The sequence below is a fragment of the Paraburkholderia lycopersici genome, assembly GCF_900096975.1.
Classification (GTDB): Bacteria; Pseudomonadota; Gammaproteobacteria; order Burkholderiales; family Burkholderiaceae; genus Paraburkholderia; species Paraburkholderia lycopersici.
Genome location: NZ_FMYQ01000021.1, coordinates 107,770 through 125,890 on the forward strand (window position 1 = coordinate 107,770; position 18,121 = coordinate 125,890).

Annotated in this window: 15 protein-coding genes and 1 tRNA gene; 11 read left to right on the plus strand and 5 right to left on the minus strand. The window is 64.6% G+C overall.

All coding sequences use genetic code 11. From position 1 onward, the window contains the following. The first annotated feature begins 35 nt into the window (after positions 1–35). Positions 36–497, plus strand: coding sequence for a DUF2214 family protein (locus tag BLU17_RS21485; protein WP_092000930.1), 462 nt, complete (start codon positions 36–38; stop codon positions 495–497). A gap of 167 nt (positions 498–664) precedes the next feature. Here BLU17_RS21485 and BLU17_RS21490 read toward each other — a convergent pair. The 4 genes from BLU17_RS21490 to BLU17_RS21505 form a co-directional block, all read right to left on the minus strand. Next, positions 665–739: transfer RNA gene (locus BLU17_RS21490), tRNA-Val, on the minus strand. A 49-nt stretch (positions 740–788) separates the two neighbouring features. Continuing rightward, on the minus strand, positions 789–1,577 hold the full coding sequence (gene dnaQ / locus BLU17_RS21495; RefSeq protein WP_281247852.1) for a DNA polymerase III subunit epsilon: 789 nt from the start codon (positions 1,575–1,577) through the stop codon (positions 789–791). 28 nt (positions 1,578–1,605) lie between these two features. Further along, a complete protein-coding gene (gene rnhA / locus BLU17_RS21500; protein WP_092000935.1) occupies positions 1,606–2,055 on the minus strand; it encodes a ribonuclease HI in 450 nt (149 codons plus the stop codon). After that, positions 2,052–2,888: a class I SAM-dependent methyltransferase gene (locus BLU17_RS21505; RefSeq protein ID WP_092000937.1), complete on the minus strand. Its 837-nt coding sequence runs from the start codon at positions 2,886–2,888 to the stop codon at positions 2,052–2,054. Before BLU17_RS21505 ends, rnhA begins: the two co-directional genes overlap by 4 nt. 20 nt (positions 2,889–2,908) lie before the next feature. Between BLU17_RS21505 and gloB the strand changes: the two genes are divergently transcribed. The 6 genes from gloB (at position 2,909) to BLU17_RS21535 (ending at position 11,929) form a co-directional block, all read left to right on the plus strand. Then, positions 2,909–3,739, plus strand: coding sequence for a hydroxyacylglutathione hydrolase (gloB, locus tag BLU17_RS21510; protein ID WP_092000940.1), 831 nt, complete (start codon positions 2,909–2,911; stop codon positions 3,737–3,739). A gap of 154 nt (positions 3,740–3,893) precedes the next feature. Continuing rightward, a complete protein-coding gene (locus BLU17_RS21515) occupies positions 3,894–5,537 on the plus strand; it encodes a transglycosylase SLT domain-containing protein (RefSeq protein WP_092000943.1) in 1,644 nt (547 codons plus the stop codon). Positions 5,538–6,144: 607 nt separating this feature from the next. Then, positions 6,145–7,302 (plus strand): glutamine-hydrolyzing carbamoyl-phosphate synthase small subunit, encoded by a 1,158-nt coding sequence (gene carA, locus BLU17_RS21520; protein ID WP_092000946.1) that lies wholly within the window; start codon positions 6,145–6,147, stop codon positions 7,300–7,302. A gap of 129 nt (positions 7,303–7,431) precedes the next feature. Continuing rightward, on the plus strand, positions 7,432–10,686 hold the full coding sequence (gene carB, locus BLU17_RS21525; RefSeq protein WP_092000949.1) for a carbamoyl-phosphate synthase large subunit: 3,255 nt from the start codon (positions 7,432–7,434) through the stop codon (positions 10,684–10,686). 217 nt (positions 10,687–10,903) lie between these two features. Beyond that, entirely contained in the window at positions 10,904–11,380 is a 477-nt protein-coding gene (gene greA, locus BLU17_RS21530; RefSeq protein ID WP_092000952.1) for a transcription elongation factor GreA, read from the plus strand. A gap of 87 nt (positions 11,381–11,467) precedes the next feature. Next, positions 11,468–11,929: a DUF4149 domain-containing protein gene (locus tag BLU17_RS21535; RefSeq protein WP_092000955.1), complete on the plus strand. Its 462-nt coding sequence runs from the start codon at positions 11,468–11,470 to the stop codon at positions 11,927–11,929. A 54-nt stretch (positions 11,930–11,983) separates the two neighbouring features. On the opposite strand, the gene BLU17_RS21540 is transcribed toward BLU17_RS21535, so the two are convergent. Beyond that, positions 11,984–12,529 carry a YhbY family RNA-binding protein gene (locus BLU17_RS21540; RefSeq protein WP_092000956.1) on the minus strand — a complete coding sequence of 182 codons (546 nt, stop codon included), beginning with the start codon at positions 12,527–12,529 and terminating at the stop codon, positions 11,984–11,986. A gap of 272 nt (positions 12,530–12,801) precedes the next feature. On the opposite strand from BLU17_RS21540, the gene BLU17_RS21545 reads away from it, so the two are divergent. The 4 genes from BLU17_RS21545 to glmM all read left to right on the plus strand — a co-directional run bounded on the left by BLU17_RS21545 (position 12,802) and on the right by glmM (position 18,066). Next, positions 12,802–13,464 carry an RlmE family RNA methyltransferase gene (locus BLU17_RS21545; RefSeq protein WP_092000958.1) on the plus strand — a complete coding sequence of 221 codons (663 nt, stop codon included), beginning with the start codon at positions 12,802–12,804 and terminating at the stop codon, positions 13,462–13,464. 192 nt (positions 13,465–13,656) lie between these two features. Beyond that, positions 13,657–15,546: an ATP-dependent zinc metalloprotease FtsH gene (gene ftsH / locus BLU17_RS21550; RefSeq protein ID WP_092000960.1), complete on the plus strand. Its 1,890-nt coding sequence runs from the start codon at positions 13,657–13,659 to the stop codon at positions 15,544–15,546. A gap of 219 nt (positions 15,547–15,765) precedes the next feature. Next, complete coding sequence (gene folP, locus BLU17_RS21555; protein WP_092000962.1) at positions 15,766–16,593, plus strand: dihydropteroate synthase; 828 nt, start codon at positions 15,766–15,768, stop codon at positions 16,591–16,593. Positions 16,594–16,713: 120 nt separating this feature from the next. After that, positions 16,714–18,066, plus strand: coding sequence for a phosphoglucosamine mutase (glmM, locus tag BLU17_RS21560; RefSeq protein ID WP_092000963.1), 1,353 nt, complete (start codon positions 16,714–16,716; stop codon positions 18,064–18,066). The last annotated feature ends 55 nt before the right edge of the window (positions 18,067–18,121 follow it).

Consider the following 18,121-nt stretch of genomic DNA (forward strand, 5'->3'; position numbering starts at 1 on the left):
CGTGCTGTTCCTGTCGTTCGCTCGAAGGAGTCGCAATGCTCACACGCTGGTTGTTCGCCGCCGTTCATCTGCTCGCCTTCGGTTTTGCGCTCGCATCGATCCTGAGGCGCACGCGCGGACTGCGCCGTTGCACCTCGACCGAGGATCTGCCCGCAATCTTCAGCGCCGACAACGGTTGGGGCGGCTCGGCGCTCGTGCTGATTGCCACTGGCGCGATGCGCGCGTTTGGCGGCTTCGAGAAGGGCGCTGCGTACTATCTCCACGAACCGCTCTTTCACGTGAAGATGGGAGCGCTCGTGCTGATCCTGCTGCTCGAGATCGCGCCGATGATGGCGCTGCTGCGCTGGCGCCTCGCCGTGCGCCGCGGCGACGTGCCCGACCTCGCGCGCGCGCCGAAATACGCGCGCATCGGCGCGTGGCAGACGGTGCTGGTCGTCGTGATGGTGGTCGCGGCGACGGGCATGGCGCGCGGCATCGGTCTCGATGGGGGTGAGTAGCGGAGCGCGGTGAGATTGCGCTTCCTTCGGTGGCGTGCGTAGCTGGCGTCACGCCAGTTGCCGGGCACGCGATATCGGTTTGAATCGCGCAAAGCAAAAAAGCCTCGTTGCTTTCGCAACGAGGCTTTTTATTCTTCGGTGTTTGTCATTACCAACACCAGGAATTCTGGTGGGTGGTACAGGGATTGAACCTGTGACCCCTGCCGTGTGAAGGCAGTGCTCTACCGCTGAGCTAACCACCCGAAGAGATTTAAATTATGCGGGTCTTTTCCGATCTTGTAAAGCCCTTTTTTAAGCATTCTGCGTATCAGCTGTTTTTTCTTCCGCCGGGACGGGCTTGGCGCGCCACACGGACGTTCCCTTGAGCGCCTTGTCGAGATCGTCGAGCACGGCGTTGTGCGCAGAGAGTTCCTCGCCGCTTGCCATGATCACCGGCAACTCGATCGCCTCCAACCGTACGCGCGGCGCGGCCGCCGCGCCCGGCGCGGCGCCTTCCCCGAGCATGTCGATGACGAGGCTCTCCTGGCCGCGCGTCATCGCGAGATAGACCTCGGCGAGCAGTTCCGAGTCGAGCAGTGCGCCGTGCAGCGTGCGGTGCGCGTTGCTGATGCCGAAGCGGTCGCACAGCGCGTCGAGCGAGTTGCGCTTGCCGGGGAAGATCTGCTTGGCCTGCACGAGCGTGTCGATCACTTCGCCGCAATGCTCCCTGAACGGAGGTTTGCCGAGCAGCGTGAGTTCGGCATCGAGAAAGCCGATGTCGAACGGCGCGTTGTGGATGATGATGTCCGCGCCGCGCACGAAGTCGAGAATTTCGCCTGCGACCTCGGCGAATTTCGGCTTGTCGGAGAGAAACTCGGTCGTGAGGCCGTGCACCGCGAGCGCGCCTGGGTCGCTGTCGCGTTCCGGGTTCACGTAGAAGTGCAGGTTCTTGCCGGTGAGCCGGCGGTTCACCAGCTCGACGCAGCCGATTTCGATGATGCGGTCGCCCGTGCGGGCGTTCAGGCCGGTGGTTTCGGTATCGAGAATGATCTGGCGCATGTCGTGTAAAGCTCGATGATGTGATGCGGGACGCGATGTCAGACCTTGCCGACCCGCGCGCGGCGCGGACTCAGAGTTCCGCGAGCGTGGCGACGCCGCGGTTCGCAAGTGCGTCGGCGCGCTCGTTCTCCGGATGGCCGGCGTGACCCTTCACCCAGCGCCATTCGATCTGGTGCTGGGCGACGAGCGCATCCAGACGCTTCCAGAGGTCGTCGTTCTTGACCGGCGTTTTGGCGGCCGTCATCCAGTTCTTCTTCTTCCAGCCGTGAATCCACTCGCTGATGCCTTTTTGCACATACTGCGAGTCAGTGTGCACGATCACGTTGCAGGGGCGTTTGAGCGCGTCGAGCGCGGCGATCACCGCCATCAGCTCCATGCGGTTGTTGGTCGTGCCGGCCTCGCCGCCGAACAGTTCCTTTTCCTGCGCACCGAAGCGCAGCAGCGCGCCCCAGCCGCCCGGGCCGGGGTTGCCCTTGCAGGCACCGTCCGTGAAGATTTCGACGAAGTCGGGTGTGCTCATGTGTCCTTGTTGCGTGTTGGGGAAGGGGTGGTGGCGGCCGGCTTCAGACTTGCCGCCAGCACGGGCTTCTTGACCTTCAGCGGCCCGACGAGGCGCATGCCGCGCACGCGCTTGATCGCCGTGACCATGTAGATGGCGCCGAAAATCGGCCACCAGCGGTCGCCGGCGGCTTCCATGAAGCCGTAGCGGCCGAGCCACTGGTCGGTCGCGAGCGGCGGACGATAACAGCCGAAGCGTCCGCGTTCAAGCTCGAAGCCGAGCAGCTTGATCCAGTCCTTCAGACGTGTGAACGCGATCAGGTCCTGCCGCGCGGGCAAAAACGGATGGCCGGTCCGCTTCGCGACAGACTGGCGCGCGCCCCAGAGCGAAAGCGAGTTGAAGCCGACGATCACGAGCTGCCCTTCGGGCATCAGCACGCGTTCGGCCTCGCGCAGCAGGCGGTGCGGGTCGCTCGTGAATTCGAGCGTGTGCGGCATCACGATGAGATCGACGCTCTGCGCTTCGAACGGCAGATCGAGATAGTCGCACCAGACGGCGCTGCGGCCGGCGGGCGCGTGGAGCGGCTGGCCGCCGGCAGCGCCTGCGCCGTCGCGCGCGCCGCCTGGCACCGCGTAGGGCGCGCTGGCGGCGCTCGCGGCGTCGAGCACGAGTCCGCGGCACGGCATGCGGTTTTCGCGCAGGGCATCGAGCTGCGGCAGGCCGAGCTGCAGCGCATGGTAGCCGAATACGTTCGATACCACGCGGTCGAGCTGTTCCTGCTCCCAGCCGAGCACGTACCTTCCGGCAGGCGAGGCAGTCCAGGCGGGCCAGTCTATAATCGTTCGGTCAGACATGTCGAAGAATACGTCGCCCCATGAAGAGTCCGCTTGAGCAAACGCCTGCGCGCGCCGCGTGCGAATACGTACCGGTTCCGGCTTTTGAAGACAATTACATCTGGGTCGTGTCGGACGGTTGCAATGCCGTGGCCGTCGATCCGGGCGACGCCGCGCCGGTTCGCGCCTGTCTGGCGAAGCGCGGCTGGCGGCTCGTCGCTATTTTACTCACCCATCACCACAAGGACCATGTCGGCGGTGTGGCGGACCTGCTCGCCGACGCCCAGGTGCCCGTCTACGGTCCGGCCGGCGAGGCGCTCGGGCCGCTCGATCCGTTCGTCACGCGCGTGAAGGGCGGCGACGCCGTTCATCTGGACGCGCCCGCGCTCGACTTCACGGTGATCGACGTACCCGGTCACACGCGCGGCCATATTGCGTATTTCCAGCCCGCCGACTCGACCGGCACGCCACATGTGTTCTGCGGCGACACGCTGTTCGCCTGCGGCTGCGGTCGCCTCTTCGAAGGCACGCCCGCGCAGATGCTCGCCTCGCTCGATGCGCTGGCGGCGCTTCCCGGCAACACCCACGTGCATTGCGCACACGAATACACGCTCTCGAACATCCGCTTCGCGCTCGCCTGCGATCCGGCAAACGCCGCGTTGCACGACTGGAGCCGCGAGGCGGCGGCGCTGCGCGAGCGCGGCGTGCCGACCTTGCCCACCACGATCGCGCACGAGCGCGCCGTCAATCCTTTCCTGCGCGCAGGCGATACGGCGGTGCAGGCCGCACTCACCGAAGCGCTGCACGAAACGGTGCCGGACCGGCTTGCCGCTTTTTCGCTGATGCGCGAGTGGAAGAACCGCTTCCGCTGACCGACCCCGATCAGGGGGCATGCTCAACCCAATCGTATGGAATCGCACCCAACCTGCGGATTTTCATGGTTTTTTTCCAATAATTCCGATTGACGGAAACGGACGCGTTCCGTACTATCGGCTGCAAATTCCAGCCATGCGGATGTAGATTTTCATGCGATTCATAATCAGTGCGCTGCTGGTCCTCATGCTCGCCGCCTGTGCGAGCGGGGGGCCGTCTGCGGATTCTCTGGCTCAAACCAACGCCCAGGCCAACGCCGACCTCATTCGAAAGACTTCCGCAGCAAAAGAAACCATCAACGTCGACCAAGGCTCGGTCGACCAGCTCACGAGTCCCGACGCCGATCTCTGGGCGCGCATTCGCCGCGGCTTCCAGATGCCCGACCTGCAGGGCGATCTTGTCGACATGAACGCCAACTGGTACGCCCAGCGGCCCGACTACGTCGCGCGCATGACCGAGCGTTCGCAGAAGTACCTCTATCACATCGTCGAGGAACTCGAGGCGCGTCATATGCCTACCGAGCTCGCGCTGCTGCCGTTCATCGAGTCCGCTTACAACCCGCAGGCGCTTTCGGTCGCGAAGGCGGCCGGCATGTGGCAGTTCGTGCCGGGCACCGGCCGCACCTACAACCTCAAGCAGAACATGTGGCAGGACGAGCGCCGCGACGTGCTGGCCTCCACCAGTGCCGCGCTCGACTATCTCTCGCGCCTGCACGACATGTTCGGCGACTGGTACCTCGCGCTCGCGGCCTATAACTGGGGCGAGGGCAACGTGCAGCGCGCCATTGCGCGCAACGAGGCGGCGGGCCTGCCTACGGACTACCAGAGCCTGCGCATGCCCAGCGAAACGCGCAACTACGTACCGAAGCTGCAGGCGGTCAAGAATATCGTGATGAACCCGCAGCAATACGGGCTCACGCTGCCATCCATTCCTAATCACCCGTATTTCGTCACGGTCACGACCTCGCACGATATCGACGTGGACGTCGCCGCCAAGCTCGCGAACATGACGACTGACGAGTTCCGCTCGCTCAACCCCTCGTTCAAGAAGCCGGTCATTCTCGGCGCGACCGACCCGCAGATCCTGCTGCCGTTCGACAACGCGAGCGCGTTCGAGCGCAACCTGAAGGCGTACGCCGGCCAGCTTTCCTCGTGGACCGTCTACACGACCGACTCGCGCGCCACGCCCGCCGCGATCGCGCAGAAAATTGGCGTGGACGCCGACACCCTGATGTCGGTGAACAAGATTCCGGCGGGCATGCGCCTGAAGGCAGGTTCGACGCTCGTGGTGCCGCGCACCGACGACGGTGACGACGAGGACATCAGCGCCGACGTTGCGGAAAGCGCCGTGCTGGCCATGGAGCCCGACGTGCCCGACACGCGCAAGATGCTGATCCGCGTGCGCCGCAAGCAGTCGATGGAAATGGTGGCAAGCCGCTACGGCGTGTCGCTCGGGCAGTTGAAGGGGTGGAACAAGACCCGGCGCGACTTCGTCACGCCGGGGCAGGTGCTCGTGCTGCACGTGCCCGTCAACAAGGCGATGCCGGCCGAACCGGGTCCGGAGCGTCTGGCAACGAACGTTTCCGGTGGCGGCGTGCAGCGAATCGGCACCCGCGTTGCAGACACGGGACCTAAGTCGCGATACGATAAGAAGCACGGTCGCGTGCGCGCCGAGGTCGTCAAGGTTTCCGAACCTGTCAAGACCAAGGCAACGAGCGCTGCGCCTGGCAAGGCGTCGAAGGGTGCGGCGAGCCGCCCTAAGGCCGAAACCCACACGCAGAAGCACAAATCCAGATAGCGGCTGGCGAAGGGTGTTCAAACGTGCGTTGCGGGGGCAGCGCACGGTATTTCGCTCCGATCACTTTTCCGTTTTGTTCCTCTTGTTCCTCTTGTTCCGATTGACGCCGTCACCCAGGTGACGGCGTTTTCATTTGTGTTTGCGACAATTGAAGGCGCGACGAGCAACTATCGCCCACGCGCCGCTTGCGGCCTCGTGCCTGCCCGCTATAGTGGAAAAGGTTGAGGAACGGGCCGCGAGCGCGTGTTCCGTCGGCGGCGCTATCCTGCAATTTGAAGGAAGCGTGACTTTCGCGCTATAATTTCAAGGTTTGAGCTTATCAACCCGCACCCTAGCGCCTACCTTCTCCCATCCGTTCATCCGCCGCCCGCGCTTCACCGTCAACAGGCTGGCTGCCGCCCGATCACGTGTAACAAGCGCGCGCTCGTGGCCCGGCGCCACAACGGCCGACCGCACGAAGAGGTCGCGTAGTGAGCGAGCCGCGCGCGCATCCCGAACCAGCCGCAAGAGGTGGAAAAGGATGCCGACGCCGCAGCCGCTCCCAGGTCGCAAGATCGTAACGTCGGATAACAGGTCGGCACAGGGTGCTCCCCCCAAGGAGTCTCCCGTGTTGCCGTCTTTCTCTCCCGCTCTGCTCGCGCTCGCCGACGGCACGGTCTTTCGTGGTTACTCGATCGGCGCGCCGGGTCATACAATCGGTGAAGTCGTGTTCAACACGGCCATCACCGGCTATCAGGAAATCCTGACTGACCCGAGCTACGCTCGCCAGATCGTCACCCTCACGTATCCGCACATCGGCAACGTCGGCGTCAATGCCGAAGACGTCGAAGCCACGAAAGTCCATGCCGCCGGTCTGATCATTCGCGACCTGCCCGTGCTCGCCTCGAACTTTCGCATGGAGCGCACGCTCGGCGAGTATCTCCAGGACGAAGGCGTGGTCGCGATCGCCGGCATCGACACGCGCAAGCTCACGCGTATCCTGCGCGACAAGGGCGCGCAGAACGGCGCGATCCTCGCCGGTTCCGACGACGAAGCCCAGGCCATCGAACTCGCGCGCTCGTTCCCGGGCCTCGCGGGCATGGATCTCGCCAAGGTCGTCTCGACCGGCAAGTCCTACGAATGGACGACCACCGAGTGGCGTCTGGGCGAAGGCTACCGCACGCAGTCGGCGCCGAAGTACAAGGTCGTCGCGTTCGACTACGGCGTGAAGCAGAACATCCTGCGTATGCTCGCGGAGCGCGGCTGCCACGTCACCGTGCTGCCGGCGCAGGCCACCGCCGAAGACGCGTTCGCGCTGAACCCGGACGGCGTGTTCCTCTCGAACGGCCCTGGCGACCCCGAGCCGTGCGATTACGCGATCAAGGCCACGCAGGAATGCATCGCGCGCGGCATTCCCACGTTCGGCATCTGCCTTGGCCACCAGATCATGGGTCTCGCCGTCGGCGCGAAGACCATGAAGATGAAGACGGGCCACCACGGCGCGAACCATCCGGTGAAGGATCTCGGCGACGGGCGCGTCGTCATTACGTCGCAGAACCACGGCTTCGCGGTCGATGCCGACACGCTGCCGGCCAACGCGCGCGTCACGCACGTTTCGCTCTTCGACGGCACGCTGCAAGGCTTCGAGCTGACCGACAAGCCCGCGTTCTGCTTCCAGGGCCACCCGGAAGCGTCGCCGGGCCCGCACGACATCGGCTATCTGTTCGACCGCTTCACCGCGCTCATGGACAACGCGAAGGGCGAAAAGCGCACGGGCACGGCTTAAGAGCGACCCCACGAGCAGAGCAGGGCGCGCAGCGAGCCGCTTCGGAGCGGCCCACGCGCGACGCCCGCAGGCGCGCGGCGGCGCGCGCCGCAAGACGTAAAAGACACAGGAATATTTAGCGAGAGCGTTATGCCCAAGCGGACAGACATCAAGAGCATTCTCATCATCGGCGCGGGTCCGATCATCATCGGCCAGGCGTGCGAGTTCGACTATTCGGGCGCGCAGGCCTGCAAGGCGCTGAGGGAAGAAGGCTACAAGGTCATCCTCGTCAACAGCAATCCGGCGACGATCATGACCGACCCGAACACGGCCGACGTCACCTACATCGAGCCGATCACGTGGGAAGTGGTGGAGCGCATCATCGAGAAGGAGCGCCCCGACGCGATCCTGCCGACGATGGGCGGCCAGACCGCGCTGAACTGCGCGCTCGACCTGCATCACCACGGCGTGCTGAAGAAGTACGGCGTCGAGCTGATCGGCGCGTCGCCGGAAGCGATCGACAAGGCCGAAGACCGCCAGAAGTTCAAGGACGCGATGACGAAGATCGGCCTCGGCTCGGCGAAGTCGGGCGTCGCACATTCGATGGAAGAGGCGACCAGGGTTCACGCCGAAATCGCCGTGGCCACCGGCACGGGCGGTTATCCGGTCGTGATCCGTCCGTCGTTCACGCTGGGCGGCTCGGGCGGCGGCATCGCATACAACCGCGAGGAATTCGAGGAAATCTGCAAGCGCGGCCTCGACCTCTCGCCCACGCGCGAACTGCTGATCGAAGAGTCGCTGCTCGGCTGGAAGGAATACGAGATGGAAGTGGTCCGCGACAAGGCGGACAACTGCATCATCGTCTGCTCGATCGAAAACCTCGACCCGATGGGCATCCACACCGGCGACTCGATCACCGTGGCGCCGGCGCAAACGCTCACCGACAAGGAGTACCAGATCCTGCGCGACGCGTCGCTCGCGGTGCTGCGCGAGATCGGCGTCGATACGGGCGGCTCGAACGTGCAGTTCTCGATCGATCCGCGCACCGGCCGCATGATCGTGATCGAGATGAACCCGCGCGTGTCGCGTTCGTCGGCGCTCGCCTCGAAGGCCACTGGCTTCCCGATCGCAAAGGTCGCGGCGAAGCTGGCCGTCGGCTACACGCTCGACGAACTGAAGAACGAGATCACGGGCGGTCAGACGCCGGCCTCGTTCGAGCCGACCATCGACTACGTCGTCACGAAGATTCCGCGTTTCGCGTTCGAGAAGTTCCGCGAAGCCGACCCGCGCCTCACCACGCAGATGAAGTCGGTGGGCGAAGTGATGGCGATCGGCCGCACGTTCCAGGAGTCGTTCCAGAAGGCGCTGCGCGGCCTCGAAGTCGGCGTGGACGGCCTCGATGAAAAGACCACGAGCCGCGACGAGATCATTCGCGAGATCGGCGAAGCCGGTCCGGACCGCATCTGGTACGTGGGCGACGCGTTCCGCGTGGGCATGACGCGCGAGGAAATCTTCGAGGAAACCGCGATCGATCCGTGGTTCCTCGCGCAGATCGAGGAAATCGTCAGGAAGGAAGCGGCCGTGAAGGGCCGCACGCTCGCAAGCCTCTCGAAGGACGAACTGCGCTACCTCAAGCAGAGCGGCTTCTCGGATCGCCGTCTCGCGAAGCTGCTCGGCGCGAAGCCCGCCGACGTGCGTGCGCGCCGCATCGAGCTGAACGTGCGCCCCGTCTACAAGCGCGTGGATACCTGCGCGGCCGAGTTCGCGACCAAAACCGCCTACATGTACTCGACCTACGAGGAAGAGTGCGAGGCGAACCCGACGAACAACAAGAAGATCATGGTGCTGGGCGGCGGTCCGAACCGGATCGGCCAGGGTATCGAGTTCGACTACTGCTGCGTGCACGCGGCGCTCGCGATGCGCGAGGACGGCTACGAAACGATCATGGTCAATTGCAACCCCGAGACCGTTTCGACCGACTACGACACGTCCGACCGTCTGTACTTCGAGCCGCTCACGCTCGAAGACGTGCTCGAAGTCGTGGACAAGGAAAAGCCCGTCGGCGTGATCGTGCAGTACGGCGGCCAGACGCCGCTGAAGCTCGCGCTCGACCTCGAAGCGAATGGCGTGCCCATCGTCGGCACGTCGCCCGACATGATCGACGCCGCGGAAGACCGCGAGCGCTTCCAGAAGCTGTTGCAGGACCTGAACCTGCGCCAGCCGCCGAACCGCACGGCCCGCGCCGAAGACGAAGCGCTCAAGCTCGCCGACGAAATCGGCTACCCGCTCGTCGTGCGCCCGTCGTACGTGCTGGGCGGCCGCGCCATGGAAATCGTCCACGAGCCGCGCGACCTCGAACGCTACATGCGCGAGGCCGTGAAGGTGTCGAACGACTCGCCGGTGCTGCTCGACCGCTTCCTGAACGACGCGATCGAATGCGACGTGGACTGCATCTCGGACGGCGACGCCGTGTTCATCGGCGGCGTGATGGAGCACATCGAGCAGGCGGGCGTGCATTCGGGCGACTCGGCGTGCTCGCTGCCGCCGTACTCGCTTTCGCAGGAAACGGTCGCGGAACTGAAGCGCCAGACGGCCGCGATGGCGAAGGCGCTCAACGTGGTCGGCCTGATGAACGTGCAGTTCGCGATCCAGCAGGTGCCCCAGAGCGACGGCTCGAAGAGGGACGTGATCTACGTCCTCGAAGTGAACCCGCGCGCTTCGCGCACCGTGCCGTACGTTTCGAAGGCGACGAGCCTGCCGCTCGCGAAGATCGCGGCGCGCGCGATGGTCGGCCAGAAGCTCGCGCAGCAGGGCGTGACGAAGGAAGTGGTGCCGCCGTACTTCAGCGTGAAGGAAGCGGTGTTCCCGTTCATCAAGTTCCCGACCGTCGATCCGGTGCTCGGACCGGAAATGCGCTCCACGGGCGAAGTGATGGGCGTGGGCCAGACCTTCGGCGAAGCGCTCTTCAAGTCGCAGCTCGCGGCGGGGTCGCGTCTGCCGGAGTCGGGCACCGTGTTCATCACGGTGATGGACGCCGACAAGCCAAAGGCCGTCGAAGTCGCGCGCATGTTGCACGAACTCGGCTACCCGATCGTCGCGACGCGCGGCACGGCCGCCGCGATCGAGGCGGCCGGCGTGCCGGTGAAGGTCGTCAACAAGGTGAAGGACGGCCGTCCACACATCGTCGACATGATCAAGAACGGCGAGATTTCGCTCGTGTTCACGACCGTCGACGAAACCCGCTCGGCGATCGCCGACTCGCGCTCGATCCGCATGAGCGCGCAGGCGAACAAGGTCACCTACTACACGACGATGTCGGGCGCACGCGCGGCCGTCGAGGGCCTGCGCTACCTGAAGAACCTGGAAGTCTATGATTTACAAGGCCTCCATGCTCGCCTAAACTAAGACTTCGACTGTCTGTCCAATACTGAACGAGGCAGGCTAAAAAGCTGAATGTGCCGCGGTTAAGCGGCGTCCCAACAGGGTTTTCAGGCTGCGCCAGACCGCGCCGCCGCCCTTGCGGGATGCACTTAACCGCGGAATTTTTTTATGGCCGCAACATGTCGCGCAAGCGCTCGTGCTGCGGCCTCATTGAGGGCCCAAGCGGCCATACGAGTTGTTTATGAGCACGATTCCCTTGACCAAGCGCGGCGCAGACCAACTTCGCGAAGAGCTGCAGCGCCTGAAATCCGTCGAGCGTCCGGCGGTCATCAATTCGATCGCCGAAGCGCGCGCGCAAGGCGATCTGTCTGAAAACGCGGAATACGACGCCGCGAAGGAAAAGCAGGGCTTCATCGAAGGCCGCATCGCGGAAATCGAATCGAAGCTGGCGGCCGCGCAGGTCATCGACCCGGCCACGCTCGAGGCAGACGGCCGCGTGGTGTTCGGCTCGACCGTGGATCTCGAAGACCTTGACTCGGGCAAGACGGTGACCTACCAGATCGTCGGCGACGATGAAGCCGATCTCGAACACGGCCTGATCTCGGTGAGCTCGCCCATCGCACGCGCGCTGATCGGCAAGTCCGAAGGCGATGTCGCCGAAGTGCAAGCGCCCAGCGGCGTGCGCGAGTACGAGGTCATCGAGGTTCGCTACGTCTGAGGGCGCATCCACGTGAGTACCGCAAGTCACGCAGGTTCTGCCGTTCCCCTTTCGCTCGTTCCGCACCGGCTCTTCGGCCTCCTGGCCATGCTGTGGGTTGGAAGCCAGTTGACCATTGGTTACGCGGTCGCGCCCGTGTTGTTCGCCTCGCTCGAAAGGGTGGTGGCCGGCGAGATCGCCGCGCAGCTCTTTCGTCTTGAAGGCATTGTCGGCGTAGTGTGCGGCGTGTTGCTGCTTGGGCTTTCGAACGTGCTGGCGCGCCGCGGCGCGGCGGGCTATCGCCGCCTTCGCTGGATTCTGGCCGCGATGCTGCTGTGCGTGCTGATTGGCTATTTCGCGCTGCAGCCATTCATGAACGCATTGCGCGTTCAGGCCATGAGCGCGGGCATGGATGTGGCCAGTTCGCCATATGCGAGCCGCTTCGGGCTGCTGCATGGCGTATCGAGTCTCTTCTATCTCGTGCAAAGCCTGCTTGGCGCGTGGCTGGTATGGTTGCTGCCTTCGGCGCGCGGCATGGTGCCGCAGCGCCTGGAAACGACCGCGCGCTGAACGGGCCCCAAGCCGGTTCGGCGCAAAAAAAGCGCGGCTCGAAGGCCGCGCTTTTTACTTCGAACCCTGGTGAATCCGCTTGGAGCCGGTCTGGCGCTTCTTGGCGCGCTTGATGTTGCCGCCTTGCGTGACGCGCTCGTTGCCCTTGACGGTCACCTTTTGCGCTTTCGGCTTGCGCATCGGGTTGTCAGTGGCCTTGACGACCTTGACGACGCGGGGTGCCGCGCCGCGCTTGCCCGCTTCGCGCGCGCTCGGCACGTCGGCGGAGGGGCGCGACACGGTGCCCCGCGCGCCGGCTCGGGCGGTGGTGGTCCTGGCCTTCACTTCCTCGGGCTTGTAGATGACGAGCAGCTTGCCGATGTGCTGGATCGGCGCGGCGTTCAGGCGGTCGCAGATCTCTTCGTAGATCGCGAGGCGCTCCTCACGCTCGTCGCCGAACACGCGCACCTTGATGAGCTGGTGCGCGGCCAGGTGGACCTTGATTTCCTTGAGAACGGCGTCGGTCAGTCCCTCGGCGCCGATGAGCACGACCGGTTTGAGCGCGTGAGCCTGGGAGCGCAGTTCGGAGCGCTGTTCGGCGGAAAGAGAGAGGGCGGGCATGGGATGTGGCAGACTCGACTAAAATGACGGCGCCGCGCGGGTCGACAGGCCTGATTCGACAGACTGGACAGACGTGAACGCGGTCCGCGGGTAGCGGGCCGCTGGCGGGCAAGCTCGTCGGAACAACGGAGAACCGTGGGGAACGGCAGGGCGCGGACACCATAGGCCGCCGGAGAAACGGTCATCCGGGCAGGCGAGCCGCGACGGCCGCACGAATTAAACGCGTATTATCCGCTAAAAGCGCGGAATCACGCAGCAAGAGTTCATCTTTAATGGCAAAAAATCGCTTCAACCAGTCGTGGCTGCACGACCATATCAACGACCCGTACGTGAAAATGGCGCAGCGGGAGGGCTATCGCGCCCGCGCTGCCTACAAGCTGAAGGAAATCGACGAGCAGGACAAGCTGATCCGCCCCGGCATGGTGATCGTGGATCTCGGCGCGGCGCCCGGCAGCTGGAGCCAGTACGTGCGCAACAAGCTCGCACAGAGCGCGAAGCGCGACGAGCAGCGTCAGGGCGGCATCGACGGCACGATCATCGCGCTCGACCTCCTGCCAATGGAGCCCATCGCCGACGTGCAGTTCCTGCAGGGCGATTTCCGCGAGGACGACGTGCTTGCGCAACTGGAAGAATTGGTGGGCGGCCGCCCGGTCGATCTTGTAATTTCCGACATGGCGCCCAATCTTTCGGGGGTTGCGTCGGCCGATGCGGCGCGTATCGAACACGTATGCGATCTCGCGCTGGAATTCTCGCAGAATCACCTGAAACCCGATGGGGCCCTTTTGGTCAAGTGCTTCCACGGCAGCGGTTACAGCCAGATCGTCGAGAAATTCAAGCAGCAGTTCAAGGTAGTGGCTGCGCGCAAACCGAAGGCTTCGCGCGATAAATCGTCCGAAACGTTTATATTGGGTAAACATCTGAAGCGTCCCCGTTAATCGGGGCACGATTGCCGTGCAAATGGCGCGATCCGGCCGCTGAATGGGTAGAAGAGGCGGACGGGGCAAGGCGCCGGGGCTATTCCTGCGGTAGCGAAACGTTATGGCAGGGGTCCGTGTACTGGATTAGAATGCTTTGGTGGTGTCGCAAGGCAAATGTAGGCGCCCATCTATGAGTGAAGGAGTGGTGCTTTGAACAACAACATGTTTTCGAAGGCAGCAGTGTGGCTGGTAATCGCACTGGTGCTGTTTACGGTGTTCAAGCAGTTCGACAAGCCCCGTGTCCAGGAAGGCGTTTCCTATTCGCAGTTCATGGACGACGCGAAGAACGGCAAAGTCAAGAGCGTCGTGGTGCAGGGGCGGAACCTCACGGTCACTCCGGCTGATGGCCAGAAATACCAGATCGTCTCTCCGGGCGACATCTGGATGGTCGGCGACCTGATGAAATATGGCGTCCAGGTAAGCGGCAAAGCTGACGAAGAGCCGAATGCGCTTGTCTCCGCGCTGTATTATCTTGGGCCAACCATACTTATCATCGTGTTCTGGTTCTACATGATGAGACAGATGCAGGGGGGCGGCAAAGGCGGGGCGTTTTCGTTTGGCAAATCGCGCGCCCGCCTGATCGATGAGAACAACAATGCGGTGAACTTCTCCGACGTCGCCGGCTGCGACGAAGCCAAGGAAGAAGTGTCCGAACTCGTCGACTTCCTGCGCGATCCGCAAAAATTCCAGAAGCTTGGCGGGCGTATCCCGCGCGGCGTGCTGCTTGTCGGCCCTCCGGGCACGGGTAAGACGCTGCTTGCGCGCGCCATTGCCGGCGAAGCAAAAGTGCCTTTCTTCAGCATCTCGGGTTCGGACTTCGTTGAAATGTTCGTCGGCGTGGGCGCGGCTCGTGTGCGCGACATGTTCGAACAGGCCAAGAAGCATGCGCCGTGTATCGTGTTCATCGACGAAATCGACGCGGTCGGTCGTCATCGCGGCGCCGGCATGGGCGGCGGCAACGACGAACGCGAGCAGACGCTGAACCAGATGCTCGTCGAGATGGACGGTTTCGAGGCGAACTCGGGCGTCATCGTGATCGCGGCGACCAACCGTTCCGACGTGCTCGACAAGGCGCTGCTGCGGCCGGGTCGCTTTGACCGTCAGGTCTATGTGGGCCTGCCGGACATCCGCGGCCGCGAGCAAATCATGAAGGTGCATCTGCGCAAGGTGCCGATCGCCAACGACGTGGACGCGGCTGTCATTGCGCGCGGCACGCCGGGCTTCTCGGGCGCCGATCTCGCCAACCTCGTGAACGAAGCCGCGCTCTTCGCGGCGCGCCGCGGCAAGCGCATCGTCGAAATGCAGGACTTCGAGGACGCGAAGGACAAGATCTTCATGGGTCCGGAGCGCAAGTCGGCCGTCATTCGCGAAGAGGCGAAGCGCGCCACCGCATACCACGAATCGGGCCACGCGGTCATTGCGAAGCTGCTGCCGAAGGCCGATCCGGTGCACAAGGTCACGATCATTCCGCGCGGTCGCGCGCTGGGCGTCACGTGGCAACTGCCCGAGCACGACAACGAGACGTATTCGAAGGACTATCTGCTCGACCGTCTGGCCATCCTGTTCGGCGGCCGTGTGGCGGAAGAGCTGTTCATGAACCTGGTCAGCACGGGCGCGTCCGACGACTTCAACAAGGCGACCCAAACGGCTCGCGCGATGGTCACGCGCTTTGGCATGACCGACGCGCTCGGACCGATGGTCTACGCCGACGACGACAACGACGGCAGCCCGTTCGGCAAGGGCTTTACGCGCGCCATTTCGGAAGCGACGCAACAAAAGGTCGATGCCGAAATCCGCCGCGTGCTCGACGATCAGTACAACCTTGCGAAGCGGCTGCTCGACGAGAATCGCGACAAGGTCGAAGCCATGACCGCCGCGCTCATGGAGTGGGAAACGATCGACGCCGACCAGATCAACGACATCATGGCCGGCCGTCCGCCGCGCTCGCCCAAGAGCACGCCGTCGCCGGGCGACGCCTCTTCGTCGGGCGGCAGCGCGGGCAGTGAGGTCAAGCCGGGTAGCGCGACTGCGCCGGCGTGATCCGTATCGAGTAAGGTTGCGGGCCGGTGTGATGTTCACATCGGCCCGTTTGCATTTCTGGCGCGGGACTGGCCGCCGAACGACCGCCATGTCGCGCCGCTGTATCTCGTTACACATCTGACGTTTCCTGACGTGCCCAATACCATCTCGCAGGGTAATCTCCCACCTGGGCCGCTCTCATGCGGCCGTTTCGCTCTGACGTTCGCCCGTCCGCTCGTCATGGGCATTCTCAATACCACGCCCGATTCGTTCTCCGACGGCGGTCGTTACCTCGCTTTAGACGATGCGCTGCGCCGAGCCGAGCAGATGATGCTCGACGGGGTCGATATCATCGATATCGGTGGGGAGTCGACCCGGCCTGGCGCGCCGCCGGTGCCGCTCGGCGAGGAACTCGAGCGGGTGATTCCGCTCGTGGAGAAGCTCAAAGGCGCGCACGTGCCGCTGTCGATCGACACCTACAAGCCCGAAGTCATGCGCGCGGCGCTCGCAGCCGGTGCCGATATGATCAACGACATCTGGGGTTTCCGGATGCCAGGCGCGATCGAGGCCGTGCGCGACAGCGATTGCGGCCTGTGCGTGATGCACATGCTCGGCGAGCCGCAGACGATGCAGGTGGGCGAGCCCGACTACGTGGACGTCGTGCGTGAGGTGCGCGAATTTCTCGCGCAGCGCTGCGCGGACCTCGAAGCTGCGGGTGTGGAGAAGGCGCGCATCATCGTGGACCCCGGCTTCGGCTTTGGCAAGTCGGCGATCGGGCACAATTACGCGCTGCTCGCGCACCTGCCTGAGACTGCGCCCGAGGTCCCATCTGGCGTCGCGCCGTATCCGGTTCTCGCCGGCATGTCGCGCAAGTCGATGCTTGGCGCGCTCGTGAACCGGCCCGCGCCCGAGCGTGTGGCGGCGAGCGTCGCGGCGGCCGTGTGCGCGGCGGAGCGGGGTGCCGCGGTCATCCGCGTGCATGACGTCGCGCCCACTGTGGATGCGCTCAAGGTCTGGGCGGCGATGCGCGAGGCAATGGCAGGCGGCGCGCGGACATCGCGCGGCTGAGCCGCAGCCGGGGCGGACGCTCTCCAGCGCGCGCAGTGAGAAGGGCGCAGGGCGGCGCAAGACGGCCGAATGGCAGGGCAAGACAGTACCAAAAGGCAGTACCAAATCGAGGATACAAAGATGGGACGTCGTTATTTCGGAACGGATGGGGTGCGCGGCAAGGTTGGCGAGGCGCCGATCACGCCGGATTTCGTGCTGCGCCTCGGGTACGCCGCGGGCAAGGTGCTCGCGGGCTCGGCTGCAGCCTCGGGGCCGCGCCCGGCCGTGCTGATCGGCAAGGACACGCGCATTTCGGGCTACATGCTCGAGGCCTCGCTGGAGGCGGGACTTTCGGCGGCCGGCATCGACGTGATGCTGGCCGGGCCGATGACGACGCCGGGCATCGCCTACCTCACGCGCGCGCTGCGGCTGGCTGCGGGTGTCGTCATCAGCGCCTCGCACAATCCGTACTACGACAATGGCATCAAGTTCTTCTCCGCCGACGGCAACAAGCTTCCCGACGAAGTGGAGACGCAGATCGAAGAGCAGCTGGAACTGCCGCTCGACTGCGCGCCCTCCGAGCAGCTTGGCCGCGCGCGCCGCCTGAACGACGCGGGCGGGCGCTACATCGAGTTCTGCAAGAGCACGTTTCCGCAGGCGTTCAACCTGCGCGGCCTGAAGCTCGTAATCGACTGCGCCAATGGCGCGGCCTACGACATCGCGCCCCACGTATTCCACGAACTCGGCGCGGACGTGATTCCGATCGGCGTGTCGCCGAATGGCTTTAACATCAACGACGGCGTGGGCGCGACTGCGCCCGATGCGCTCGTGCGCGCGGTGCGCGCGAATCACGCGGACCTTGGCATTGCGCTCGACGGCGATGCCGACCGCCTCCAGGTGGTGGATGCACAGGGCCGCCTCTACAACGGCGACGAGCTGCTGTACGTGCTCGTAAAAGACCGCATCGCGACCGACGGCAAGGTGGAAGGCGCGGTGGGCACGCTCATGACCAATCTCGCGGTCGAGCAGGCGCTCGACGGCCTTGGCGTGCAGTTCGTGCGCGCGAACGTGGGCGATCGTTACGTGCTGGAGCAACTGCGCGAGCGCGGCTGGCAGCTCGGCGCGGAAGGCTCGGGCCACATTCTCTCGCTCGACCGGCATACGACGGGCGACGGCATCGTCTCGGCGCTGCTCGTGCTCGCGGCGATGAAGCGCAGCGGCCAGACGCTGGGCGCGTTGCTCGACGGCGTGAAGCTGTTTCCGCAAAAGCTCATCAACGTGCGCATCGCACAGGGAGCCGACTGGAAGGGCAACGCCGCGATCCAGCAGTCGATCGCTTCCGCCGAGGCGGAACTCAAAGGCAAGGGCCGCGTGCTGATCCGCGCTTCCGGCACCGAGCCGGTGCTGCGCGTGATGGTCGAGGCCCGTGAAGAGCGCGACGCGGTTTATTACGCCGAGGCGATCGCGGGCGGGGTCAAGCGTTCGATCGCCTGATACCGAGCCCCGCGCCCTGGCCGGCTCGAACCGACCCCATGCGCGCGACGCCGTG